This window comes from Streptomyces sp. NBC_00576 (assembly GCF_036345175.1).
GTDB lineage: Bacteria > Actinomycetota > Actinomycetes > Streptomycetales > Streptomycetaceae > Streptomyces.
The window spans coordinates 775,495-798,794 of the sequence record NZ_CP107780.1 but is presented as its reverse complement, the minus strand read 5'-3'; the positions used below and the strand labels follow the sequence as shown (position 1 = coordinate 798,794).

At 70.9% G+C, this 23,300-nt stretch carries 20 protein-coding genes and 1 riboswitch; of the genes, 6 read left to right on the top strand and 14 right to left on the bottom strand.

Annotation, left to right across the window (positions count from 1 at the left end; genetic code table 11):
* Positions 1-42 precede the first annotated feature (42 nt).
* Positions 43-642: a dTDP-4-dehydrorhamnose 3,5-epimerase gene (rfbC, locus tag OG734_RS03470; RefSeq protein WP_330285980.1), complete on the bottom strand. Its 600-nt coding sequence runs from the start codon at positions 640-642 to the stop codon at positions 43-45.
* A gap of 4 nt (positions 643-646) precedes the next feature.
* Positions 647-2,623 carry a glycosyltransferase family 2 protein gene (locus OG734_RS03465; RefSeq protein WP_330285979.1) on the bottom strand — a complete coding sequence of 659 codons (1,977 nt, stop codon included), beginning with the start codon at positions 2,621-2,623 and terminating at the stop codon, positions 647-649.
* Positions 2,624-2,837: 214 nt separating this feature from the next.
* Between OG734_RS03465 and OG734_RS03460 the strand changes: the two genes are divergently transcribed.
* Positions 2,838-3,347 (top strand): metallophosphoesterase family protein, encoded by a 510-nt coding sequence (locus OG734_RS03460; protein WP_330285978.1) that lies wholly within the window; start codon positions 2,838-2,840, stop codon positions 3,345-3,347.
* A gap of 15 nt (positions 3,348-3,362) precedes the next feature.
* Here the strand turns inward: OG734_RS03460 and OG734_RS03455 are convergent, their stop codons facing one another.
* Entirely contained in the window at positions 3,363-4,469 is a 1,107-nt protein-coding gene (locus OG734_RS03455) for an XdhC/CoxI family protein (RefSeq protein ID WP_330285977.1), read from the bottom strand.
* Between the two features lie 113 nt (positions 4,470-4,582).
* On the opposite strand from OG734_RS03455, the gene OG734_RS03450 reads away from it, so the two are divergent.
* Complete coding sequence (locus OG734_RS03450; RefSeq protein ID WP_330285976.1) at positions 4,583-6,445, top strand: cellulase family glycosylhydrolase; 1,863 nt, start codon at positions 4,583-4,585, stop codon at positions 6,443-6,445.
* A 137-nt stretch (positions 6,446-6,582) separates the two neighbouring features.
* Here OG734_RS03450 and OG734_RS03445 read toward each other — a convergent pair whose 3' ends face one another.
* Positions 6,583-7,848, bottom strand: a complete 1,266-nt coding sequence (locus OG734_RS03445) for a YncE family protein (RefSeq protein WP_330285975.1) — start codon at positions 7,846-7,848, stop codon at positions 6,583-6,585.
* A gap of 204 nt (positions 7,849-8,052) precedes the next feature.
* Between OG734_RS03445 and OG734_RS03440 the strand changes: the two genes are divergently transcribed.
* Positions 8,053-8,742 carry a TetR/AcrR family transcriptional regulator gene (locus tag OG734_RS03440; RefSeq protein ID WP_330285974.1) on the top strand — a complete coding sequence of 230 codons (690 nt, stop codon included), beginning with the start codon at positions 8,053-8,055 and terminating at the stop codon, positions 8,740-8,742.
* Positions 8,743-8,903: 161 nt separating this feature from the next.
* Here the strand turns inward: OG734_RS03440 and OG734_RS03435 are convergent, their stop codons facing one another.
* From OG734_RS03435 to ctaD, 3 genes are all read right to left on the bottom strand, one after another.
* Positions 8,904-10,133 carry a glycosyltransferase gene (locus OG734_RS03435; RefSeq protein ID WP_330293551.1) on the bottom strand — a complete coding sequence of 410 codons (1,230 nt, stop codon included), beginning with the start codon at positions 10,131-10,133 and terminating at the stop codon, positions 8,904-8,906.
* 297 nt (positions 10,134-10,430) lie between these two features.
* Positions 10,431-10,790 (bottom strand): hypothetical protein, encoded by a 360-nt coding sequence (locus tag OG734_RS03430; protein WP_330285973.1) that lies wholly within the window; start codon positions 10,788-10,790, stop codon positions 10,431-10,433.
* On the bottom strand, positions 10,787-12,436 hold the full coding sequence (gene ctaD, locus OG734_RS03425; RefSeq protein ID WP_330285972.1) for an aa3-type cytochrome oxidase subunit I: 1,650 nt from the start codon (positions 12,434-12,436) through the stop codon (positions 10,787-10,789). Before ctaD ends, OG734_RS03430 begins: the two co-directional genes overlap by 4 nt.
* Positions 12,437-12,541: 105 nt before the next feature.
* Between ctaD and OG734_RS03420 the strand changes: the two genes are divergently transcribed.
* Together OG734_RS03420 and OG734_RS03415 are read left to right on the top strand one after the other, a co-directional pair.
* Positions 12,542-13,090: an RNA polymerase sigma factor gene (locus OG734_RS03420; protein WP_330285971.1), complete on the top strand. Its 549-nt coding sequence runs from the start codon at positions 12,542-12,544 to the stop codon at positions 13,088-13,090.
* On the top strand, positions 13,083-14,057 hold the full coding sequence (locus tag OG734_RS03415) for a CU044_5270 family protein (protein ID WP_330285970.1): 975 nt from the start codon (positions 13,083-13,085) through the stop codon (positions 14,055-14,057). Before OG734_RS03420 ends, OG734_RS03415 begins: the two co-directional genes overlap by 8 nt.
* 92 nt (positions 14,058-14,149) lie before the next feature.
* Here OG734_RS03415 and OG734_RS03410 read toward each other — a convergent pair whose 3' ends face one another.
* Complete coding sequence (locus OG734_RS03410; RefSeq protein ID WP_330285969.1) at positions 14,150-15,043, bottom strand: bifunctional 5,10-methylenetetrahydrofolate dehydrogenase/5,10-methenyltetrahydrofolate cyclohydrolase; 894 nt, start codon at positions 15,041-15,043, stop codon at positions 14,150-14,152.
* 21 nt (positions 15,044-15,064) lie between these two features.
* Positions 15,065-15,175: riboswitch (ZMP/ZTP riboswitch) on the bottom strand.
* A gap of 28 nt (positions 15,176-15,203) precedes the next feature.
* Positions 15,204-15,578 (bottom strand): nuclear transport factor 2 family protein, encoded by a 375-nt coding sequence (locus tag OG734_RS03405; RefSeq protein ID WP_330285968.1) that lies wholly within the window; start codon positions 15,576-15,578, stop codon positions 15,204-15,206.
* Between the two features lie 172 nt (positions 15,579-15,750).
* Here OG734_RS03405 and OG734_RS03400 point away from each other — a divergent pair, with 172 nt between their 5' ends.
* Positions 15,751-16,047, top strand: coding sequence for a hypothetical protein (locus tag OG734_RS03400; protein ID WP_330285967.1), 297 nt, complete (start codon positions 15,751-15,753; stop codon positions 16,045-16,047).
* A 76-nt stretch (positions 16,048-16,123) separates the two neighbouring features.
* Here OG734_RS03400 and OG734_RS03395 read toward each other — a convergent pair whose 3' ends face one another.
* From OG734_RS03395 to OG734_RS03375, 5 genes are read right to left on the bottom strand one after another with little or no spacing between them, the layout of a single operon-like run.
* On the bottom strand, positions 16,124-17,335 hold the full coding sequence (locus tag OG734_RS03395) for a type III PLP-dependent enzyme (RefSeq protein ID WP_330285966.1): 1,212 nt from the start codon (positions 17,333-17,335) through the stop codon (positions 16,124-16,126).
* The gene (locus OG734_RS03390) at positions 17,332-19,080 is read right to left on the bottom strand and encodes an IucA/IucC family protein (protein ID WP_330285965.1); all 1,749 of its coding nucleotides are present in this window, start codon (positions 19,078-19,080) and stop codon (positions 17,332-17,334) included. The genes OG734_RS03395 and OG734_RS03390 overlap by 4 nt, the downstream gene beginning before the upstream one ends.
* Positions 19,080-20,288 (bottom strand): MFS transporter, encoded by a 1,209-nt coding sequence (locus OG734_RS03385; RefSeq protein WP_330285964.1) that lies wholly within the window; start codon positions 20,286-20,288, stop codon positions 19,080-19,082. Before OG734_RS03385 ends, OG734_RS03390 begins: the two co-directional genes overlap by 1 nt.
* A complete protein-coding gene (locus tag OG734_RS03380) occupies positions 20,285-22,066 on the bottom strand; it encodes an IucA/IucC family protein (RefSeq protein WP_330285963.1) in 1,782 nt (593 codons plus the stop codon). The genes OG734_RS03385 and OG734_RS03380 overlap by 4 nt, the downstream gene beginning before the upstream one ends.
* On the bottom strand, positions 22,063-23,268 hold the full coding sequence (locus tag OG734_RS03375; RefSeq protein ID WP_330285962.1) for an ATP-grasp domain-containing protein: 1,206 nt from the start codon (positions 23,266-23,268) through the stop codon (positions 22,063-22,065). The genes OG734_RS03380 and OG734_RS03375 overlap by 4 nt, the downstream gene beginning before the upstream one ends.
* Between the last annotated feature and the right edge of the window lie 32 nt (positions 23,269-23,300).

Here is a 23,300-nt window from a genome sequence, read left to right as displayed (position 1 = left end):
CTTGTGCCGGCGACCGGTGAACAGGCCGCCGGCACAAGGGAGTTACCGGTTGTCGCGCAGCCCCGCGTAGTAGGCCGCGCACTCCTCGTACGACGGCAGCAGCCCGGCCGCCTCCGCCTCCGCCAGCGTCGGCGCCTCGGCGTCCTTCTCCGACAGCACCGGCTCGATGCCCTCGGGCCAGGCGATGCCCAGCTCCGGGTCGAGCGGATTCACCCCGTGCTCACGCCCCGGCGCGTAGCCCGTCGAACACAGATAGACCACGGTGGCGTCGTCGGTGAGCGCCATGAAGGCGTGCCCGAGCCCCTCCGCGAGGAACACGGCATGCCGGGTCTCGTCGTCGAGGCGTACCGCCTCCCACTGCCCGTAGGTGGGCGAGCCGACCCGGATGTCCACCACGACGTCCAGGACAGCGCCGCGCACACACGTCACGTACTTGGCCTGGCTCGGCGGTACGTCCGAGAAGTGCACCCCGCGAAGGACGCCCCGGCGCGAGACCGAGCAGTTCGCCTGGGCGAGGGACAGGTCGTAGCCGGTGGCCTCGCGGAACTCCTCGCCCCGGTACCACTCGTGGAAGGTGCCCCGGTCGTCCGGGAAGATCTTCGGCTCCAGTACCCAGGCGCCTTCGATGTCCAGTGCTCGCATGCTGTCAGGCTCCGTTTCCGCGTCGCAGCCCGGCCTTGCGCGCGATCTTCCCGAGGGTGCGCCGAACCTTGCGGACCAGCCGCTGCCCGGTGCTGGGCCCGGCCGGCTTGGCGGGCCGCACGACCTGGACCCGGCCGCCCTTGGCGTTGAGGCTGACGGACATCGTCAGGAAGCGCGGCTCGCCGGCCTCCGGGGCCAGGCACAGCGCGGGCTTCCACGTCCCGTCGGCCAGTGCGCCGCCGGGCAGTGTCGCCTCGACGAACGCCCTGGAACCGTCGGGGGCGCCGGACAGCGTCCCGGACACCTCCACGGGCGCGGCGGACACCGGCGAGGTGAGGCGCAGGAGCGCCTTGGTGTCGCCGGGCACGTACAGGGGAAGGGCCACGCGCAGCCGGTCACCCGTGACGGTGACATCGTCCGGCTTCACCCGGCCCAGGCCCACGCCCTTGACCGCGCGGTCGACGTCCAGGGACAGCGTGGCCTGCTTCGCGGTCCAGTACGGCAGGACCACGTGACCGGCGGCCACACCCGCCGGAGGCACCGGACGGGGGTCCAGCTTGACCGGGCCGAGACGGCACTCACGGGTCCAGCCGCCCAGCTTGATCCGGACGAACACGTCGAACAGACCGCCACCGAGCGCGACGCCGCCCGCCGCCGTGCCGGGGTCGACGGTGGCCGTGCCGCGCAGCACGAGCCGTACCTGCCCGTCCTCGTCGGCCGGGAGGGTCTCGCGGGTCAGCTCCACCGGCTGGAAGAACTGGGCGGCCGTGGCCCGCTCACGCACCAGGAAGTCCGCCGTCGCGCTCCCGAACCGGGCGACCGTGGACGCGCCCACCCGGGCGATCGCGTCGTCGGCGTCGGTGGGTGTGCCGTCCAGGTCGGCGCCGTCGCTGTCGTCCTCGGCGGGGAACGTCATCGGCTTCCCGCGGGAGGTGAACTCGGCGGTGAAACCGACGTGCATCACACCGTCGCGCCACTCCACGCTCTGCGGGGTGGCCGTGGGGGCGAGCGACGCCTCCCACTCGGCGAACGCGATCACGTCGTCCAGCCGGTCGGCGGCGATCAGCGCCGCCACGATCCGCTGCGCCTCCTGCATGCCGTTGGCGACACCCGGGCCGAAGCGCTCGACGACGACCCCACGGATCTCGTCGAACATCTCCTTGCGGTAGTCCTCCGGCAGTTTCAGCAGACGGTTGCTGCGCATGCGCTCGACCATCTCGTTGCGCAGCCAGCGTCGGTAGAGGCGGTCGCGGACCGGCCCCGGCTCGGTGTACCGCTCGACGACGTCGAGGGCTTCGCGCAGGTTGCGGAAGTAGCCGACCGGGTCGAAGCGCTGGAATCCCGCGTTCGAGGCGTCGTCGCGCTTGACGTGGTAGTAGCAGACGTAGTCGCTGAGCACGGAGACGTTGTCCGCGCGCAGGTACGCCTCGGTCACGAAGACATGGTCCTCGAGGCGCCGCCTGCCCTCGGGGAAGCGCAGGCCGATGCGGTCGAGGAACGCGCGCCGCAGCATCTTGTGCGGGGTGAGGCTGTCGATCAGCGGGGCGTTCTCGACAGTGGCCTTGGGGTGGTTGTGCCGGAACAGCTCGACCGGCACCGGTCGGCCCTTGCCGGCCATCTTGCCGACGATGACGTCGGCGCCGTTGGCCACGCCGTAGTCGTACATCCGCTCAAGGGCCTCGTCGCCGAGGTAGTCGTCGTTGTCGACGAACATCACGAACTCGCCCTGCGAGGCCTCGATGCCGACGTTGCGCGGCTTGCCCGACCAGCCCGAGTTCTCCTGGTGGATGACCTGGAAACGCGGTTCCTCCGCGGCGAGCTGGTCCAGCCGGGCCGGGGTCTCGTCGGTGGAACCGTCGTTGACGAAGATCACTTCGTACTCGTCGGCGGGCAGTGACTGCCGCAGCAGCGACGCGACGCAGTCCTCGATGTACGGTCCCGGGTTGTACACCGGAACGATGACGCTGACCTTGACCGGCATGCGGCTGGAAGCTCCCTCTTTGGCTCTACTCCCCGTTTCCGCAACGACACGGTCCGGGCTGCCTGATACTAACCTCGCGCGGGTCACGCGCCCGAAGGGGCGCGGGGCTGTGCCGATATGCGGCTCCGCCGCGTGGGCGCGCTCAGCCACGATGGTGCCGCAGCCGCGTGACGGCAAATCGCGGTACCCCGGGTGGAGCGCCTACGCTCAGGTCGTGCGCCTCCTGCTCCTCTCCGACACCCACCTCCCCAAACGCGCCAAGCAACTGCCAGAGGCACTCCTCGCGGAACTCCCGCAAGCCGACGTCGTGTTCCACGCCGGCGACTGGGTCGACACGGCCACCCTCGACCTCCTGGAGAGCCGCTGCCGGCGCGTCGTCGGCGTGTACGGCAACAACGACGGCCCCGACCTGAGGGCGAGGCTCCCCGAGGTGGCGTACGCCGACCTGGGCGGCCTGCGGTTCGCGGTCGTCCACGAGACGGGCCCCGCCCAGGGCCGTGAGGCCCGCTGTGCCGCCCGCTTCCCCGACGTCGACGTCCTGGTGTTCGGTCACAGCCACATCCCGTGGGACACCACGGCGGACACCGGCCTGCGGCTGCTGAACCCCGGCTCCCCGACGGACCGGCGCCGCCGGCCGCACTGCACGTACATGACGGCGACAGTGACGGACGGCGGGCAGCTCGCCGACGTGGAGTTGCACCGGCTGCCGCCCCGGCGTCCTTGAGGTGCCGCTGAGCGGCTAAACGGCCCCCGTCGGATGGATGGCGCCGGCTGTCGCCGTCAGTGCCACCCCGCTGCCGCCCCAGCGCAGGGTGACGATCTCGGCGGCGACCGACACCGCCACCTCCTCGGGCGTACGGGCGCCGAGGTCCAGCCCGATGGGGGAGCGCAACCGGGACAGCTCGGGCCCGGTGACGCCGGCCTCCGTCAGCCGCCGTCGGCGGTCCTCGTGGGTGCGGCGGCTGCCCATCGCCCCGATGTACGCGGCGGGCCGGCGCAGTGCCTCCTCCAGCAGCGGTACGTCGAACTTCGGGTCGTGGGTCAGGACGCAGACCACCGTGCGCTCGTCGGTGTCCGTGCCGCTCAGATAGCGGTGCGGCCAGTCGACGACCACCTCGACGCCCTCGGGGAAGCGCTTCGGGGTGGCGAAGACCGGGCGGGCGTCGCACACGGTGACCCGGTAGCCGAGGAAGGCGCCGATCCGGGCCACGGCGGCGGCGTAGTCGATGGCGCCGAAGACGAGCATGCGGGGCGGGGGCGCGAAGGAGTGCAGGAACACGGTGACGGCGTCCTCGCGCCGCTCCCCGTGGGGCCCGTAGTGCCGCAACCCCGTTGCCCCCAGCGCGAGTTCACCGCGCGCGTCCGCGGTGACGGCCACGTCGAGACCGGTCGTGCCCAGCGTGCCGGACACCCGGTCGGGCCAGACGGCGAGTGTGGCGCCGCGCGCCGCCGGACCGTCGGTCACGGTGGCCACGGTCACCGGGCGGCCAGCCGCCACCGTCTCCGCGACCGACGCGAAGGAGGGATCGAGGGCGGGCGTGACGGGCCGTACGAGGAGAGTGATCTCACCGCCGCACGTCAGCCCCACCGCGAAGGCGTCCTCGTCGCTGTAGCCGAAGGTCTCAAGGCGTGCCTCGCCGCTCGCCACGACCTCCTGGGCCAGCTCGAACACCGCGCCCTCGACGCATCCCCCGGACACACTGCCCACCACCTCGTCGCCGGGCCCCACGGCCATCGCGGCCCCGGGGTCACGGGGCGCGCTGCGGCTCACCGAGACGACGGTGGCGAGCCCGAACGGTTCGCCCGCCGCGTACCAGCGCCCGAGCGCGGGGAGAATGTCACGCACGATCCGCTCCTTTTGTCGCCCATGTGACTTGATGATCGCCCATGAGCGTCAAAAGCTGAAGATTACTCAGGAGTCACTTGGTATTGACGACTCCTGATGCGCACGGGACTGTAATGCACATGTCGAAGTTGCGTGTGCACCTGCTCGGCGTACTGGTTCTGGTCACGGGTTTCCTGACCACTGTCGGCTCCCAGCCCGCCCGGGCCGACACCCTTTGGTTCGACTCTCCTACCTCCACCACCCTCACCGTCCAGAACGGTCGGTTCACCGACGCTCTGGGCCGAGAGGTCGTGCTCCGCGGCTACAACGTCTCCGGTGAGACGAAGCTCAAGGAGAACAACGGACTGCCCTTCGCCTCGGTCGCCGACGCCAAGAAGTCGGCGACCGCCCTGCGAGCGCTCGGCGGCGGCAACAGCGTCCGCTTCCTGCTCTCCTGGGCGTACGCGGAGCCCGTTCGTGGCTCGGTGAGCAGCAGCTATCTGGCCGCGGCCACCGCCCAGATGGGTGCCTTCCTGGACGCGGGCATCCGCGTCTACCCCGACTTCCACCAGGACCTCTACTCCCGCTGGCTCTTCGACTCGGACAGCTGGTACACCGGCGACGGCGCCCCCAAGTGGGCCGTCGACCTCGCCAACTACCCGGACGAGTACTGCGGGATCTGCCTCCTCTGGGGGCAGAACATCACCTCGAACGCGGCGGTGAAGAACGCGACGTACGACTTCTGGCACAACACGTACGGGATCCAGGACTCGTTCCTCGACACCGCCCAGAAGACGATGACGTACCTCAAACAGAACCTGACGAGCGCCCAGTTCACCGGTGTCGTCGGCTTCGACCCGTACAACGAACCGCATCCGGGGAACCTCGACTCGGGCCAGACCAGCCGGGCCTGGGAGAAGGACGTCCTGTGGCCGTTCTTCGTGAAGTTCCGGTCGCGGATGGACGCGGCCGGCTGGCAGGACAAGCCGGCCTTCGTGGAACCGAACATGTTCTGGAACGCCAACATCGACTTCCAGAAGCAGGAAGGCGGGCTGCTCGACGCCGGGACCATCGGCCCGCGTTATGTCTTCAACACCCACTTCTACGACCAGAAGGCGATCTCCGGCGTCTTCATGTGGGGCAAGGCCGGTGACGGGCAGTACGTCACCGACTTCGGCACCGTCCGTGACCGGGCCGCCGCCACCGGGACGACGGGGATCGTCAGTGAGTTCGGCCACCCGCTGGCCGGCTCGGTCTCCGACAAGGCGCCGACGGTCTACAAGGCGATGTACCAGGCCCTCGACTCCCGTGTGAAGGGAGCGAGTTGGTGGGCGAACGCGAGCGGCTCGGGGCCGGTGCTGTCCGGCAGCCAGTGGCAGTGGGACATCTACAACGGCCGCCACAGGGAGCTGATGAACGACAACCCCGACAAGGTGCTCACCACCGGTGACGGCTGGAACGACGAGGACCTGTCCGCCGTACGCCTCGACGACTCCGGCACGGCGGTCCTGCGGCAGGACGCCCGGATGCTGGACCGTGTCTATCCGGGCGCCACGGCGGGGACGACACTCGCCTTCACCTACGAGGACCGCTCCCGGGACGGGTCCACGACCCTCACCTGGAACCCGGTGCCGAGTTCACTGCCGAACGTGTCCCAGCTGGTGGGCTCGGGGCAGTACGGCGTGCTGGTGTGGCGGTCGAAGGGGATCTCGGCGCCGACCGAACTCCATCTTCCGGCGTCCTTCCCGACCGCGACCACCACGGTGGTCTCCGACCTCGGCACGGTGTACGGCCCGCAGGCCTACACCAGTACGACCCCGGTCGCGGCGGGCACGGATCCCGGTAACACGGGAAGCCGCCGCCTGCTGCTCACCGCGCCGGACTCGGGAGTCCTGCACTACGCGCTGGTGACCAACGGGGCGACGGCTCCTTCGGCGACCGTGCTGAGTGCTGCGCGGGCTGAACTGGCTTCCTGGGCCGCGCAGGAGTTCAGCTAGGCACTCCGTGGGCCGGCGGTTCGTTGGCCGCGGGCCGGTGGGGGCTTGTCGCGCCCACGCGGCGGAGCCGCAGATGGACACAGCCCCGCGCCCCTTGAAAAGGGGCGCGGGGTGCGCACCGGGCTTCAACCGGTACGTCAGTTGGTTGCCGGGCCCGTCCAGTCCGCCTCGACATGGCCGAGGCGGACTCGCTGGGGGTGGTCGCCGACCGGTACGGACACCGTCTTCTGCCCGGTGGCGAAGTCGATGGCCGTGATCTGGTCGGCGCCGCTCTCGGAGATCACACAGGACTTGCCGTCGCCGCTCACCGTGGCCCAGTAGGGCTTCGAGGCGGGGACGAGCGGGCCCTCCTGGAGGGTTGCACGGTCGACGACCGTCGCGTAGTCGTCCATCGTGCCCGCGACGCACAGCTTCGTGCCGTCCGGCTTCATCGAAATGCCGTGGTGGCGCGAGTCGTTGACGAACGTGGTGCGGTCGTCGCTGGTTGCCGGGTTCTTCGGCAGGGTCTTCGTGCGGGTGATCTTGTCGGTGGCGACGTCGTACTCGAAGAAGCCGTTGAAGAACGAGACCTGGAAGTACAGCTTCGACTCGTCGGGCGAGAAGGCGGCCGGGCGGACCGCGTCCGAGTAGTCCTTGAGGCCGATCGCGTCGAGCCGCGCCCGCATGTCGATCACCTTCACCTGCTTGAAGGTGGCCGCGTCGACGACCGTGATCTTCCGGTCGCCCTTCGTGAAGTCCTGCCACGGAGCGTCCTGCGAGGTGTTGACGTCCCCGATGGACATGTTCCAGATGTACTTGCCGTCGCTGGTGAAGATGTTCTCGTGCGGCTTGTCGCCGGTGGCGAACGAACCGATCTGCGCGCCGGTGTTGATGTTCAGCACGTGCACGGTGTTGGAGATCGAGGCCGAGACCGCGACCCGCGTCCCGTCCGGGGAGACCGCCATGTGGTCGGAGCGGTAACCCGACACGGGGAAGCGCCAGTTGATCGCCCCGGTGGCGAGGTCGATCGACACGACGTCGGCGAAGCTCGGCCGGGAGACCACCACCGACCTGCCGTCCGGGGTGGAGTACATGTCGTCGACCAACTGGTCGTGGCCCTCGCCGACTCCGTTTCGGATGGCCATGAAGTAGATCCACTTGATCGGGTCGGCGTTGATCGCGGCCATCCGCGCCGCCTTGTCGGGTACGACGTTGATCCGGCCGATCTTGGCGAAGTCGCCGCTGGACTTGATGACGTCCGCGGTGCCTTCCCAGTTGTTGCCGACGAACATCACCTCGCGCAGGCTCGCGGCGGCCGCGTCGGCATCCGCGGTCGCGGCGATGGCAGAGGTCGCGGGGGCGGTGACGGTCAGAACGAGAGCGGCGGCCATGGCACAGAGGTACCTGGATCTGGAAGCAGACATGAATGCTCTCCCCTCCGGGAGTGAACAGGTGAACGGTGGCGGGTGCATGACATGTGGGGCAAAGAGGGAGAACATGGCTGCGGTCAGAAAACTGAACACGGTCACGTTCAGATTGGACTTACTGGAAAGTAAGGAGGGGGTGCCCTTCTCCACAAGACTGCGTGCAAGACAAACTTGGCCACCGGACCGATGAAGGAGGGCTCATTGGCGGGCAGACTCAGGGCGCCGACCGGCCGTTACGCGGGCAAGACAGCCGAGGAACGGCAGACCGAAAGGCGCCGGAGATTTCTGGACGCCGCACTCCAGCTGTTCGGCGACACACCGGGCTACCGCTCGACGACCGTCGCCGCGCTCAGTGAGGCGGCCGGTCTGTCGACCCGCCAGTTCTACGAGGAGTTCCGCACCCTGGAGGACGTGCTGGCCGCCCTTCACCTGCAGGTCAACGACTGGGCCGAGGGGGCGGCGCTCGACGCGCTGGCCGGTGCCGAGGGCCTGCCCCTCGCCGAACGGGCCGCCGCGATCTTCCGCGCCTACGCCGCCAACGTCACCGCCGACCCGCGCCGGATCCGCGTGACCTTCGTCGAGATCATCGGCGTCAGCGCCCGCATGGAGGAACAGCGCCTCGCCCGCCGCTCCCGCTGGGTGAACCTCATCTGTACGGAGGCGGAGGCCGCCGTCGCCCGCGGAGAGGCGGCGCCACGCGACTACCAGCTCGCCGCGACGGCGTTCATCGGCAGCGTCAACGGCCTGCTGCACGACTGGAGCGCCGGGTGGGTGGACGCCACGCTGGACGAGGTGGTGGACGAACTGGTGCGGATGCTGCTGGGCATCCTGCGCCCGGCGGGCTGGATGCCCCCGGGCTCGGAGGGCGCGGAGGCCACTGGGCGCTCCTGACGCTCTTGGGGTTCCCCCGACCGGGGTGTGGCCGTGCGTCGACGGTGCTCAACCGGACAGTCGGTCCAGCGACTGCAACAAGGACCCTACGTCGTCCTCCGCGCCGTTTCGGGCTGTGAGGGCGTGGGGGTTCTTGAGGTTCTCGGGGTTTCGCGGGGTGCTCAACCGGACAGTCGGTTCACCGACTCCAGCACGGGTCCTACGCCGTCCTCCATGCCGATCCGGGCCGCGAGGGCACGCGCCCGTTCGCCGTGCGAGGGGTCGCGGGTCGCCCGTACCAGGGCCGAGGCCAGCGAGGCGGTCGTCAGCCTCCGGAGCGGAACCGGCTGCGGGGCCACGCCCAGGGAGACCAGCCGCGCCGCCCAGAAGCCCTCGTCGAACTGGATCGGCACGGGCACCGCGGGCACCCCGGCCCGCAGACCGGCGGCGGTCGTGCCCGCGCCGCAGTGGTGGACCACGGCCGCCATACGCGGGAACAGTGCCGAGTGCGCCACCTCGCCGATCGTCAGCATGTCGTCGCCGTCCGCCGCGAGCCCGCCCCATCCCCGCTGGATCACCCCACGCATCCCGGCCTGCCGCAGGGCCCTGACGACCACTGCGCTCAGCTGCCCGGGATCGGGCACGGTGGCGCTGCCCAGGCCCACGAAGACCGGCGGGGGCCCCGAGGCGAGGAACGCCTCCACCTCGGGCGGTAGGTGGGGCTGGGTGTCGTACGGCCACCAGTAGCCGGAGATGTCCAGCCCGGGGCGCCAGTCGCGGGGCCGGGGCACCACCAGCGGGCTGAAGCCGTGATGCACCGGCCAGCCCTGGCGCTCCCGGGCGCGCCGTGCGGCACCCGGGGCGTTGCGGGAGAGGCCCAGCCGGGTCCGTACGGCCGGTACGGTCGAGGCGAAGACCTGCTCGACGGCCATGCTCACCCCGTTCCCGGCGAGCCGGTTGCCCGCCGCGCCCCAGGAGCGGCCCCCGAGGACCGGCGGTCCGAACTCCCCTGTCGGAGCGAGCGGTTGGAGGTACACGCCCATGCTCGGCAGCCGCAACCCCTCCGCGATCGTGTGCCCCAGTGGACCCAGCGAACTGGACAGCAGCAGTACGTCGTTCACTCGGGCGGCGGCCACCAGGTCGTCGGTCATCCGGCCGACGAGGCGCCGCGCCATCTCGACCACCCGCAGCAGCTTCCCGGCCCCGGTCGCACTGCGGTGCAGCCCGCGCCCGCGCGCCGACTCCAACTCCGCCCGGGGGTCCACGGGCAGGGCGTGGAACCCGACCCCGGCCCCCGCCACCAGCGGCTCGAAGCAGCCGTGCGTGACCAGGGTGACCTCGTGCCCGGCCCGGGCCAGCCCGTGCCCGAGCCCGGTGTAAGGGGCCACATCACCTCGTGAGCCTGCCGTCATGATCGCTACGCGCACGGGGGCCAGTATGGCGTGCTCGCCGCCCGCTGGGGAGGTTCTTGCCGAGGGCGGGGCCGGGCGGGCGCGTCGATCACCGTCGCGCCCCGGCCCGGCGGGTGGGCCCACCTCGGCGGGGTGCGAATCGCCGGGTGGGCGGGCTGAGCATTCCGCCGGCAGGCCGGTGTGTCGCCTGCGGGGCCCGTCGCGGCTGGACGCTCCCCCATCGCGGCGGAGCCGCCGACCGACACTGCCCTGCGCCCCTTGGAGACGCGGTACCGCACCCGACTTTCCTTGACCTGGCTAACGCCGTAGCGGAGCCAGGAGGAGCAGGGCGAGCGGTACCGTCGTGGCCGCGAGCGTCAGGCATGCGGCCGTCAGCCGGCTCTTCAGACGGCGGTACTCGGCCTCGTACTCGGCCCGCAACTCCGCACTGCGGGCGGCGGTGCGCTGCCAGGAGACGCGGGCGAGAGCGAGATGCTCCGCCGCGAACTGCCTTTCCAGCTCGGTCCGCTGATGACTCGTCAGCCAGTCGAGGCGGGCGCTGAAGCGGACGGCTGCTTCATGTCCCTCCTGGCGGGTGGCGGCGATGAGCAGGTGGCCCTGGATCTCGTTGACCAGGGTCGTCATGTCCACCTGACGGTCGTCGTCTCTCGTGGTCACTGTCGGGTCAACTCCTGCTGCTGGGTGGAGTGGTGGAGATCGAACGCCGGGGATTCACTGCGGATGCGGGGGAGCGAGACGAAGTTGTGGCGCGGGGGCGGGCAGGACGTGGCCCACTCCAGCGAGCGGCCGTAGCCCCACGGGTCGTCGACCTCGACCTTCTTGCCGTACTTCGCGGTCTTCCACACGTTGTAGAGGAACGGGAGCACGGACAGACCGAGCAGGAACGAACTGATCGTCGAGATCGTGTTCAGTGTGGTGAGGCCCTCGACCGCCAGGTAGTCGGGGATGCGGCGCACCATGCCGTTCGGGCCCAGCCAGTGCTGGACGAGGAAGGTGCCGTGGAAGCCGATGAACAGCGTCCAGAACGTGATCTTGCCGAGGCGCTCGTCGAGCATCTTGCCGGTCATCTTCGGCCACCAGAAGTGGAAGCCGGAGAACATCGCGAACACGACCGTCCCGAAGACGACGTAGTGGAAGTGCGCCACCACGAAGTAGGAGTCCGAGACGTGGAAGTCCATCGGCGGCGAAGCCAGGATGACACCGGTGAGACCACCGAAGGTGAAGGTGATCAGGAAGCCGGTGGCCCACAGCATCGGGGTCTCGAACGACAAGGACCCCTTCCACATGGTGCCGATCCAGTTGAAGAACTTCACGCCTGTCGGTACGGCGATGAGGAACGTCATGAAGGAGAAGAACGGCAGGAGGACTCCGCCGGTGACGTACATGTGGTGGGCCCACACCGTCACGGACAGGCCCGCGATGGCGATGGTCGCGCCGATCAGGCCCATGTAGCCGAACATCGGCTTGCGGGAGAAGACCGGGATGACCTCGCTGATGATGCCGAAGAACGGCAGCGCGATGATGTACACCTCTGGATGCCCGAAGAACCAGAACAGGTGCTGCCACAACAGGGCACCACCATTGGCGGCATCGAAGATGTGTGCGCCGAATTTCCGATCCGCCTCCAGCGCGAACAGCGCGGCGGCGAGGACGGGGAAGGCCAGCAGGACGAGGACCGCGGTCAGCAGCACGTTCCACACGAAGATCGGCATGCGGAACATGGTCATGCCCGGTGCGCGCATGCAGATGATCGTGGTGATGAAGTTGACCGCGCCGAGGATGGTGCCGAAGCCGGAGAAGGCCAGACCCATGATCCACAGGTCGGCGCCGATGCCCGGGGAGCGGACCGCGTCGGAGAGCGGGGAGTAGGCGAACCAGCCGAAGTCGGCCGCACCCGAGGGGGTGAGGAAGCCGCCGACCGCGATCGTCGAGCCGAACAGGTACAGCCAGTAGGCGAACATGTTCAGCCGCGGGAACGCGACGTCGGGGGCGCCGATCTGCAGCGGCATGATCCAGTTGGTGAAACCGGCGAACAGCGGCGTCGCGAACATCAGCAGCATGATCGTGCCGTGCATCGTGAACGCCTGGTTGAACTGCTCGTTCGACATGATCTGCAGACCCGGCCGGGCCAGCTCGGCGCGCATGAACAGCGCCATCACGCCACCGATGCAGAAGAACGCGAACGACGTCACCAGATACAGCGTGCCGATCGTCTTGTGGTCCGTGGTCGTCAGCCACTTGACGCTCTTGAGGCTCTTGGTGGTGCGGGGTTCGACACGGGGTCTGACGTTGATGGTCTTCACGCCCCGCCTGTGTCCGCGCCCGGCTCGGACGTCACACTCGGGTGACGCGACGAGAATCACGGAAACGGGTGTGACGATCCGCAGAGTGCCGGACACGAACGGAACATGAGCAACGACGAGACCTTCGCCGCTGCCTATCGCGAGCACTACTGGGCGGTCAGCCGCTATGTCGCTCGGCGACTGGACGGCCGCACCAGCGACGTGGAGGAAGTGGTGGCGGACGTGTTCACCGTCGCCTGGCGGCGCCGCGGCGACCTTCCGGCGTCCCCGCTGCCCTGGCTGTACGGTGTGGCACGCAACTGCCTGGCCAACGCGGTACGCGGCCAGGGCCGCCGCCGTCGGCTCGTCGACCGGCTGGGCAACGACGAGACGGCGCACGGCAGGCAGGTCGTGGCGAGCCCCGACGCCGAGTCGCCGGGCGCCTGGGTGCACGAGGCGCTTGCCCGGCTCACCCAGGCCGACCAGGAGGTACTGCGCCTGACGGCCTGGGAGGAACTCGCCGTCGACGAGGTCGCCGTGGCCCTGGGCTGCGGTACGCGCGCGGCGGCGATGCGGCTGCACCGGGCCCGGCGCCGGCTGAGAACCGAGATCGACCGGATGCGCCCCGCGCTCGCCGCCGACGTGAACTCCTCGAAGGAACACGGCCATGCCTGACGAACTCGACCTGCTGCGCGGCGCCAACCCGGTACCGGCGGACGGCCCCCACTTCGGCGACGGACCACTGGACCACGACGCGGAACGCCGGCTCAACCAACTGCTGTACGGCAGCGGCCCGTTCAGCCGTCGCCGCACCCGCTGGACGTGGAGCCTCGCGACCATCGCGGTCGTCGCGGCGACCGCGCTGACCCTGCTCTTCGCGGGCCCGAACACCACCCCGGCGGTGGCCGCTCCCCGCCCGCTGCTCGTACAGGCCGGCTCCACCCCCGTACCCCTGGCAAGGATGGCCGAGCTCGCCGACGCGGCAGCCGAGGACGGCTCACCGAAACTCCTGAAGGGCACCCACGTACAGACGTGGAGCATGGGCATGTCGGAGGACAAGCCCCCGATCACGCTGCCCGTGGAGCGCGTCGTGCGCTGGCAGGCCGATGCGAGCCATACGGAGCTGGTCGTGGCGACCGACCCACGGCATCCTGGCCGGCCGGTCCTCAGCGAGGGCGACGGCGAACCCGGGCTGGTCGAGGACGGGCACGTCATCAGCGAGCAGACGTTCGGGCCGAGCTGGAGCGACGCGCCGCCCGAGTCGACGCCGCCGCACGACCCGGGGCGGCTGGAGGCCTACCTTCAGGAGGCGCAGTACCAGAGCACTGCCTTGACGACCCCGGAACTCCTGGACGCCGTACGGGTGTTGCTCGACCACTGGACGCTCGGGGCCCGGGAGGACGCGGCCGTCGCCCGGCTGCTGGCGGACGCCGAGGGGCTGCGGCCCGTCGGCGGGGTGACGGACCGGCTCGGGCGGCCCGGGCAGGCGTATGTGTACGACGGACACGGCTCCCGCCAGATGCTGATCATGGAACCGGTCACCGGTGCCGTTCTCGGCCTGGAGAACACCGCCACCACCGCCGAGCCCGAATGGGGCCTCAAAGCGGGCGATGTCATGGACTACAGCGCCTGGATGCGCTGATCACGCCCCACGGACCTGTCCGGCGGATGATGCCGGAGACGCGGGGCTGCTGTGACATCGGCGGCTCCGCGGCGGGCGCCCACCTGCGCTGATCAGGCACCGAAGCTGTCCCCCGACCTGATCCGCCGGCCCGGCCCGAGCTGCCGGGCGGCGGCGTCGACGGTCTGTTCCAGCAGCGTCGCGATGGTCATCGGACCGACGCCGCCCGGCACCGGGGTGATCAGCCCGGCCCGTTCGACGGCGGAGTCGAAGTCGACGTCGCCGATGTTCCCGGGGTTGTACCCGGCGTCGATCACGACGGCGCCGGGTTTGATGTCCTCGCCCCGGATCAGCCGGGGCCGGCCAACGGCGGCGACCACGATGTCCGCCTCGCGGACGGCGGACGGCAGGTCCGCCGTCCGTGAGTGGCAGTACGTGACGGTCGCGTCGCGGCCCAGGAGCAGCATGCCGACCGGCTTGCCGAGGATCGCGCTGCGGCCCACCACCACGGCCCGCCTGCCGGACGGGTCGACCTCGTACTCGTCGAGGAGGCGCATGATGCCGCCGGGAGTGCAGGAAACGAAGCCCGGCAGGCCGAAGCTCATCGTCGCGAAGGAGGCGAAGGTGACGCCGTCGACGTCCTTCTCGGGCGCGATCGCCTCGAACGCTGCCCGTTCGTCGATGTGCTCGCCCATCGGGTGCTGGAGCAGAATGCCGTGCACACCGGAGTCGTCCGAGAGGGCGCGCAGCGCGGCGACCAGTTCCCCGGTGGTCGTGGCGGCGGGCAGCTCCACATGGCGGGACTCGATGCCGGCCTTGCGGCAGCGGTTCTGCTTCATGCGGACGTAGGTGACGGAGGCGGGGTCCGCCCCCACCAGCACCGTCGCCAGACAGGGCGTCGTGCCCGTGCGGTCGATGAGGTCGGCGGCCTTCTTCGCGGTGTCCTCGACGATACGTCGGGCGAGCGAGGTGCCGTCCATGAGACGGGCCGGACGGGCCTGGGACATGAGCACTCCTGAGCTGACAGTCGTCATCGCCCAGGCGCACGGCACGCACTCCGCGTCCACGGAGAAACACAGGCCTCCGCGCGGGCCGCTCCCCGGTGGTGCTCCACCTCAGCGCCAGTCACGACCCGGAGTTCAGCCTAGTTCAGTCTCACCGAGGGCCTCACCCGCCCTCCTCGTCCCAGGCCTGCAGCACGGTCTGGTCGACGATCTTGCCGTCGCGCAGGGACAGCATCGCGCTGGCCAGGACACGGACTCCGTCCGGGTACTCGCAGGACTCGGTGTAGGCGACCTGGTCGCCCTGGACGATGACCTGTTCCAGCTTGTGGGTCATGTCCCTGCCGTACACATCGTTGAGCATGGCGCCGATCTCGTCGCGCCCGTGCTTGACCATCGGGTGGCTGGGCTGGGTGTTGCGGTCGACGACGCGTAGTTCGGCGTCGTCGGCGTAGAGCGACAGCAGTGCCGTCGCGTCCTGTCCTTCGATGCCCCGGCGCAGTGCTTCGGTGTCGAATGCGGGGTTTGCCGCGGTGCCCATGGTGACCTCCTCCGAGGGCCGCGGCCCGATCGGGCGCGGGCCGCGAGGGACCTCTCCTCCCGAGCGTCCTCCGTCCTGGGAACCTCGGCAAGCGCAGACGGATGATGAGCCTGACGAGTGAGCGGGGCGGGGTGCCCGTGTCCGGTGCGGGGCGCCGGACGTTGCTGATTGCATGATCTCAACACGACGAATCGCCGCCGCCGTTGGTCTTGCCGTCGGCGTCACCGGCCTCGCCGCCCCGCTGGCGAGCGCGGCTCCCGCCGCCGACCAGAACGCGGGCAAGCTGAACCCGATCGCCCAGCTCGACTCGCTCGCCGTGAGCGAGATTCCCGCCCAGTACCAGGACGACCTGCCCCGGGTCTCCAGCCAGCTGAGCTCGCTCAACCGTCTGAGTGACGTCAACCAGCTGCACCAGGTGACCGACCTGGCCGCCCCCGTGACCGGCCTGCTGCCGGGTATCGAGGCCTGACGAACGTACGTACGTTCTGAGGTATGTGGGCCGCCCGGCCGGACCGGGCGGCCCACACCCGTGTCGTACGTGTGTGCTATCCCGGCTGGTTCGCTGCCCCGGGCTCCGTGCCCAGGAAGTGGAAGCCGGGCCTCGGGTGCATCAGGAAGTCGTGGTGGGAGATGTTCCACGCGTAGGCGCCCGCCAGCGAGAACAGCACCCGGTCGCCCGCCCGCAGTCCGGGCGCGGGGACCCGCCGGGCCAGGACGTCCTTCGGGGTGCACAGCTGGCCGGCCAGCGTGACCCGGGAGTCCTCGGCCTCCGGGCGTGGCCACGGGTACGGCCAGGTGTCCACCGGCAGCACCGTGCAGGGCTGGTCGTGGCCCTTCGTCGCCGGGGTGCGCAGATGGTGGGTGCCGCCCCGGACGACCGCGAACTCCTCGCCGTGGCTGCGCTTCACATCCAGCACCTCGGTGGCGTACCAGCCGCAATACGCGGTCAGCGCCCGGCCCGGCTCGATGCGCAGGGTCAGTTCCGGGTACGCCTCGGTCAGCCACGCCAGGCCCCTGCCGAACGCCGCCCAGTCGAAGCGGTCGGCCGGGGCCGCGTAGTCGACGGCCATCCCGCCGCCGACGTTCACCTCGGCGAGGCACACCCCGAGCCCTGCCGCCCAGGTGACCACGGACTCGGCCACCGCCAGCTGCTCCCGGGCGTCGAGTCCGCTCGCCAGATGGGCGTGGACTCCGCGCAGTTCGAGCTGCGGGTACGTCCCGTCCGTCAGCGCCCGCAGCACCGGCGCGGCCCCGGCCGGGTCGAGCCCGAAGGGGGTCGGCCGGCCGCCCATCGTCAGCGAGCTGCCGGCCAACGAGCCGTCGGACACCGGGATGTTGACGCGCACCAGCACCGCCGCCCGGTGCCCGGGCCCGACCTGGCGCGTCAACTCGGCGAGCATACGCAGCTCGTGCTCGCTCTCGACGTGGAACCGGTCGACGCCCAGCTTCAGCGCGCTCAGTACCTCGTCCGGTGTCTTGCCGGGCCCGCCGAACGCCAGCGGCCGGCCCGGTACCGCGTCGGCGACATGGGCGAGTTCGCCGCCGGAGGAGACCTCGTAGCCGTCGACGTACGGTGAGAGCGCGGCCAGGATCTCCGGCTCCGGGTTGGCCTTGGCCGCGTAGTACAGCTCGACCCGCTCGGGCAGCGCCGCCCGGACCATCGCCGCATGACTGCGCAGCTCCGTCAAGTCGTAGACGTATGCAGGCAGTTCGCTGGCGGGCAGGGACAGCGCGTGGTCGCGCACGGCGAGAGTCATCGGGTGCTCCGGGGTGTGTCGCGCAGGATGTCCTCGGCGAGCGGGGACGGCAGCCGAACGTATCCTGCCTCGCGGTCCGCCTTGCGCTCCCAGCGGGTGAGCAGGTTGGCCTTCGCCGGCAGCGGAACTCCCGCGAGCAGCGCGGCGAGCCGGGGCGGGCAGCCGGAACGGTCGGCGTACGTCCGGAGCGTGTCGCGCACCCGCGCCCACAGCGCGGCCTCGGCCTCCGGGTGCAGGTCGGCCAGGGCGGCGAGGAGTTCGGCGATGTGGTTGACGAGCAGGCAGTAGACGACCCGGTCCCAGCCGCGCTGCGCGTCGTACGTCATCGGGCCCGCGACCTCGGCCGGTACGCCGGTGAGTGTGTCGGTGTGGTGCTCGGGGACCAGCTTGGTGCCCTCCAGGTCCCGGAAGAGCACCTGGAGGGGGCGGCCGTCAGCGCCCACGCAGATCAGCACGTTCTGGAGATGCGGTTCCAGGACCAGCCCGTGGTCGAAGTAGGCGGCCAGGACGGGCGGGACGAGCAGTTCGAGGTACGCCGACCACCAGTCGAGGGCCGTGTCCGGGTCCGCGTCGGTCAGCAGCCGGGAGACGTGCGCGGGGCTCGACGGGTACTCGTCGGCAACCGCCGCCGCGAGCAGGGGAGTTGCCCCCGGTGCGAGGTGTCGGGCCAGGCCCTCGCGGACGATCACGCCAAAGCCCTCGAAGAGGTCGCGGTCCGGGGTGCCGTCGGGGCCGGGCAGGGCGAGCGTGCGGTAGGCGGGCTCGCGGAGCACCGCGCTGCCGGGGAAGCGCTCGGCGAGGTCGGTGAGGGCCGGGGCGAGGGCACGGGTGAGGGCGACGGCGCCGGACAGCTCGTAACTGCTGTTCTTTCGCAGGCAGTTGGTGATCCGCACGTTCAGGCTGAACTTGAGGAACGTCTCGCCGTCGTACAGGGTGCGCACGGACGCGGTGGCCGCGAAGGGGCGCCCGCCCGGCCCGAGGTCCAGGATGTCGCCGCGCTCCAACGCGGCCCGCAGCAGCGGGTGTTCGCGCAGGGTGTCGTACTGCCAGGGGTGCGTGGGCAGCAGCCGGTAACCGTCGGGGACGTCCGTGCGCTGACCGTCCAGCGCTGCGGTGGCCCAGGGGTCGGCGCACTCCTCGGCGATCAGGTGGGCGCGTACGGCGAGGTGCCGCAGTGGGAAGACGGCCCCGGTCTCCGGAGCGTAGACCGACCAGGCTCGCGGGTCGCCGGTGCGGGCCTTGGGCGTGGGGTGGAAGCGGTGGCCGAACAGCAGGGACTGCTCGGAGGCGAGGTAGGCGGCGAGGTGACCGTCCACCGGTCCGGCGGGGCGCCCGTAGGCCAGGGCGGCCGTGACGGCCTGGTGGCTGGAGGCGATCTGCTCCAGGAACTCGTCGTTGCGTTCCCCGGTCCGCAGGGACAGCTCGTCGCGCGTGTACTCGGCCAGGCGCCGCCAGTCCACCACCGCCCAGCCGTCCCCGGCCTGCTCGCTCACCGGGCCGGTGAAGCGGTGGGCGCCCAGGAGTGACGTACGGCGCAGGCTGACCCGTAGGAGAACTCCGCGGCGGGGCAGGCGGAGCAGCAGGTGGCCGACGTCGACGACGGTCTGGCGTTCCGGGCCCGACACCTCGCGCAGCAGGCAGTTGAGGAGGGTGTGGGTCACCACGTCGTCGGCGGTGGGGAGTTCGACAGTGGCGAGTTCGGCGGAAACGGCGGTGGTGTCGGGCGAGTCGGTCAGCGAGGGCATCAACGGCTCCAACGGGCGCGGTGCGAGTGGGGGTTGAGGAGGAAGAGGGAGGCAAGCACGGTGAGGGCGGCAGCTCCGCTGCCGGTCAGCACCGGCGCGGCCGGGCCGAAACGGGCGCTGCCCGCCGCCGCGGCGAGACCGGCGGCGACCGCGCCGGCCTTGGAGAAGAACTCCAGCGACCCGAACATCCCGCCGGGCGCGCGGCCCTTGGCGCAGTCGGCGGCCAGCACGGACAGGGAGACCAGGCCGAGCGTGAGCCCCACCCCGAGGACCAGTCGTACGGCGATCAGCGTGGTCAGCGAGTCGGCGATGCCGTGTCCCGCCAGTCCGAGCGCGATACAGGCGAAGCCGAGGACCATCCCGGTCCGGGGCCGGTCCCGGACGGCGGCGTGCACCGCCAGCGCCGACACCAGATAGACCAGGTGGGGGAGGGCGAAGAGGACACCGGACAACGTGGCCGACGTATCCGGCAGTTGGTCCTCGACCAGGGAGATCAGATAGGGGAAGGAGATGACGGTGGAGAACACGAACGCGAACTCCAGGGCATACAGGGTGCGAAGGGAGACCACCGGCGCGGACGCGGGCGCGGTGGTCTCGGGTATGGACTCGGCGGCCTGCTCCTCGCCCGGTTCGGGCAGCGCGGCGAGCAACAGGGCGGCGGTCAGCGGGAGTACGGCCAGCAGCGCGTACTGGCGGTGCGGTGACAGCCAGCCCGACAGCGAGCCGACGACGATCGGCGCGACGACCAGCGCGGCCCGGGCACTGCCCTGCATCAGGGTGAGCGCCTTCGACAGGGCGGGGCCCTCCAGTGCGGCGCCCAGATAGCCGTTGGACGCGGCGAAGGTGCCGCCGAGGACGCCCTGGAGGATCAGCGCGACGGTGAATGTGGCCAGCGAGTCGGCCCAGCCGGCGAGCAGGAAGGCGACAGCGAGGCCCAACTGGGCGCGCAGCAGCAGCCGTTTACGGCCGAAGCGGTCGGCGAGCCGGCCCCAGAGGGGGGCGCCGAGCGCGCCGAACACCGTCGGGACCACGTACAGCACCCCGGCCCAGCGCGCGGCGTGGTCGCCGAACTCGGGGAGGATCTGGGTGAGATACGGGGGCAGGCCGAGGGCGGCGAAGGACGCGACGAAGTAGCAGCCGGCCACCGCGTGCACATGACTGCGGCCGAACGAGGAGCGTCTCGGCAGGCGCCATGTCTCGGCGCTCATACGGCGTCCCCGGCGTGTCGGGTGTGAACTCCGGCCTGTTCTCCCGCGTGGAGAAGGTAGTTGGGGCCGGTGGTGTAGTGCTTGTTGATGTCGGCGGCGCCCGAACGCTCCTTGCTGAGCAGGGTTCCGGCGCTGACCATCGCCTTCACGGGCAGGTGCGGCGCGTCGAGGATCCGGGTGCGCAGTACGGCGGCGGGGGTGCCGCCGAGCCGGTCGACGGCCTCGCCGAGCCGGTCGCGGACCAGCCCCAGCAGTGTGGGCAGTGGGGCGCGGCCGCGCCGGGCGAGACCGAACGCGTAAGCGCCCGCGCACAGATGGACGGTGATGGTGGCGAACATGTCGGCGACCGGCCCGTCCTCGGTGCCGTAGGTCCGCTCGTCGTCGAAGCCCCACGGCCCCGGCAGGACGGCGGCGAGCCGCGCGGTGTTGATACGCGGGCCGTCGTTGTCCTTGAACAGCAGCCGCACCCGGCCCGGTTCGGGCCCAAGGACCAGCGAGACGTTCTGCTGGTGCGACTCCAGGGCGATGCCGTGAGCGAAGAGGGTGGTCTGCCAGTCGAAGAGGAGGGTGAGGCAGGCGTCCAGCAGGGCGAGCGGGTCGCCGTCGTGGAAGCGGTCGGCGAGACGGTCGACGACCAGCCGTCCGCCGGGCGCCTCGGCGAGCAGCGCGGCCAGCGGGACGACGGCCGTGTCGTCGAGGCCGGCCGGGTAACGGCGGCACAGGACGGCGAGGAGTTCGTGTCCGGCGTGCGCGTACGTGGTCTCGTCGGCGTGCAGGACGGTGTCCCGGAAGCGGGGCTCGCGCTCGATGACCCGCTCGATCAGCCGCTGCCCGGCGGCGCCGTCGACCAGCGTGCCCGGCTTGATGGAGCGCCGGTTGCGCAGCCCCAACGTGGCGGTGGCGAGCGGAAGTTTGAGGTGCAGGGTGGGATCGGCGGCCACCGCGACGGTACGCATCGACAGCGTCGGCACCACTTCGAGGTACGCGTGGTCGGCGAGCCGGGCGCGTCCCGCGAGGCCGGTGACCCGCAACGCCTCGTCGAGCGGGGCACCGACGGTCAACGGGTGCACAGGCAGGGCAAGATGCGTGCCGTGCAGATCCTCCATACCGAGCATCTGGGGCGTCGGCCACCCCTCGGGCAGCGGACCCGTGAGGGTCACCGCCTCCCGGGGCACGGCGAGCCAGCGCAGCGCAAAACGGGGGTGGAACTCCGGTGCGTACGCCCGCAGTTGCTCCTCCGCCAGCCCGGATCGGCCGCGTGCGGTCGGATACACGGGATGGTCGACGCGGGCCGCGAGGGTGTCGTAGGCCAGGGAGGCCGGCAGGCCCGTCCAGAGAGCCGGGTCGGCGCCATGGCGGCCCGTCAGCTGCTCGACGGTTTCGTCGCGTGTGGCGTCGTGCAGCCGCAGGGTGGCCAGGGTCTGCCGGCACTCCTCGGCGAAGGCGTCGAAGCCGTCGCGGTCCACTGGGTCGGCCAGGGCGCGCAGCGCGGCGAGGACGGTCTCGTACGAGGTGAACTCGGCCCCGTCGCACTCACGCACGAGCAGCGGCAGCCGGGCGGCGTACACGCACTGGAAGCCGTCCTCGGTGAGCGGCAGCAGCAGGGCGTCGGCGCTGTCGGCCGGCAGGCGCAGCCAGACGCCGTCCGGGCGGTGCGTGAGCGTGCCGCGGGTGCGCAGGCCGACCACGTCCTCGCGGAGCAGGGCACTGAGGACGCGGGTGAGCAGCTCGGCCTCGGCGGCGTCGGTCGTCACGGGGGCGGGAGCGGTCGCGGTCACGGCTGGATCTCCCAGCGCCGGGCCGCCAGGAACTGTGCCGACACCCGGTCGACCGTCGGCTGGTCGGTGCCGGTGGCCCGCAGAACGCCCACGTAGTCGCGGTTGGTGCGGTACAGCTGGTGCCGCTCACCCACCGCGCGCAGCGGGCGGTACGTCAGATGTACGCCGTCGACGATGAGTTCGGCGGCCGGTGGAGCGGAGGTCAGTGTGCCCGCGCGGTCTGCGCACGGGTACTCCAGACGGGCCGCACCGTCGCCGCGGGCGCCCAGGTCGGCCGGGAGCGGCTCGCCCAGGTGGGTGCGCAGGATGTGCTCGAAGAGCGGGATCTGCAGGAGCCGGGCCAGCAGCAGGTCGACCTGGTCACCGATGGCACGGTAGTTGACCTCGATGATCCGGGCGCGCCCCTCGTGCACCACGAACTCGGTGTGGCATGCGCCGAACCCGACGCCCAGCGCGTCCAGTTGGGCCAGTATCTGTGCGACGACCGGCTCGGGATGCGCCGGGACGAGAACGAGCCGCTCCTCGATGAAGTACGGCGGCGCCGACAACTCGGTGTGGAAACCGCCCAGTACGTGCCGGAGGTTCCCGTCGCCGAGCGTCTCCAGGGTGTACAGCTCCCCGGGCAGATACTCCTCGACGACCAGGACGGCACCGGGGCGTCGCGCGAAGATCTCCTTGGCGCGGGTCTCCAACTCCTGGGCACTGGCGACGAGGACGACGTCCTCGCTGGCGACGCCCTCGCGCGGCTTGAGGACACACGGGTACGGCGCGGCGAGGGCGACGGGTTCGATCGCACCGGACTCCGTCAGCTCGGCGGACCACACCGTGTCCACGCCCGCGGCGGCGAGCCGGCGCCGCATCTCGGCCTTGTCCTTGCAGGCCAGCGCGGCCCGCCAGTCCTTGCCGGGCAGGCCGAAGTAGTCGGCGGCCAGGGCGGCCGGGGTCTGGAGGTGGTCGCTGTTGCTGAAGACGGCGTCGGGCCGGTGATGCGTGGAGATCCGGGTGACGACGGCCCGGAAGTCGCGGACGTCGCACTCCAGGATCTCGACGTCCGGATACGTGGAAGCCCCGGAATACGCGGACCGGTGGGCGTCGGGCTGGTCGGTGAGGAGAGTGACGTCGAGGCCGAGACGGGCGGCGGCGGGCAGGAAGCCCTCGGTGACGGAGTCGGTGGGGTTGAGGGCGAGCAGGTACAGACGCATGACGTGTAAAACAACTTCCGCTAGCGGGTGGG

What these genes read in the sequence shown, in the direction of transcription:
- OG734_RS03375 (WP_330285962.1), bottom strand. Translation starts at nt 23,268, where the DNA reads ATGCGTCTGTACCTGCTCGCCCTCAACCCCACCGACTCCGTCACCGAG.
- OG734_RS03435 (WP_330293551.1), bottom strand. Translation starts at nt 10,133, where the DNA reads ATGACGGCAGGCTCACGAGGTGATGTGGCCCCTTACACCGGGCTCGGG.
- OG734_RS03390 (WP_330285965.1), bottom strand. Translation starts at nt 19,080, where the DNA reads ATGCCCTCGCTGACCGACTCGCCCGACACCACCGCCGTTTCCGCCGAA.
- rfbC (WP_330285980.1), bottom strand. Translation starts at nt 642, where the DNA reads ATGCGAGCACTGGACATCGAAGGCGCCTGGGTACTGGAGCCGAAGATC.
- OG734_RS03395 (WP_330285966.1), bottom strand. Translation starts at nt 17,335, where the DNA reads ATGACTCTCGCCGTGCGCGACCACGCGCTGTCCCTGCCCGCCAGCGAA.
- OG734_RS03405 (WP_330285968.1), bottom strand. Translation starts at nt 15,578, where the DNA reads ATGGGCACCGCGGCAAACCCCGCATTCGACACCGAAGCACTGCGCCGG.
- OG734_RS03420 (WP_330285971.1), top strand. Translation starts at nt 12,542, where the DNA reads ATGAGCAACGACGAGACCTTCGCCGCTGCCTATCGCGAGCACTACTGG.
- OG734_RS03415 (WP_330285970.1), top strand. Translation starts at nt 13,083, where the DNA reads ATGCCTGACGAACTCGACCTGCTGCGCGGCGCCAACCCGGTACCGGCG.
- OG734_RS03400 (WP_330285967.1), top strand. Translation starts at nt 15,751, where the DNA reads ATGATCTCAACACGACGAATCGCCGCCGCCGTTGGTCTTGCCGTCGGC.
- OG734_RS03450 (WP_330285976.1), top strand. Translation starts at nt 4,583, where the DNA reads ATGCACATGTCGAAGTTGCGTGTGCACCTGCTCGGCGTACTGGTTCTG.
- OG734_RS03465 (WP_330285979.1), bottom strand. Translation starts at nt 2,623, where the DNA reads ATGCCGGTCAAGGTCAGCGTCATCGTTCCGGTGTACAACCCGGGACCG.
- OG734_RS03445 (WP_330285975.1), bottom strand. Translation starts at nt 7,848, where the DNA reads ATGTCTGCTTCCAGATCCAGGTACCTCTGTGCCATGGCCGCCGCTCTC.
- OG734_RS03385 (WP_330285964.1), bottom strand. Translation starts at nt 20,288, where the DNA reads ATGAGCGCCGAGACATGGCGCCTGCCGAGACGCTCCTCGTTCGGCCGC.
- OG734_RS03410 (WP_330285969.1), bottom strand. Translation starts at nt 15,043, where the DNA reads ATGTCCCAGGCCCGTCCGGCCCGTCTCATGGACGGCACCTCGCTCGCC.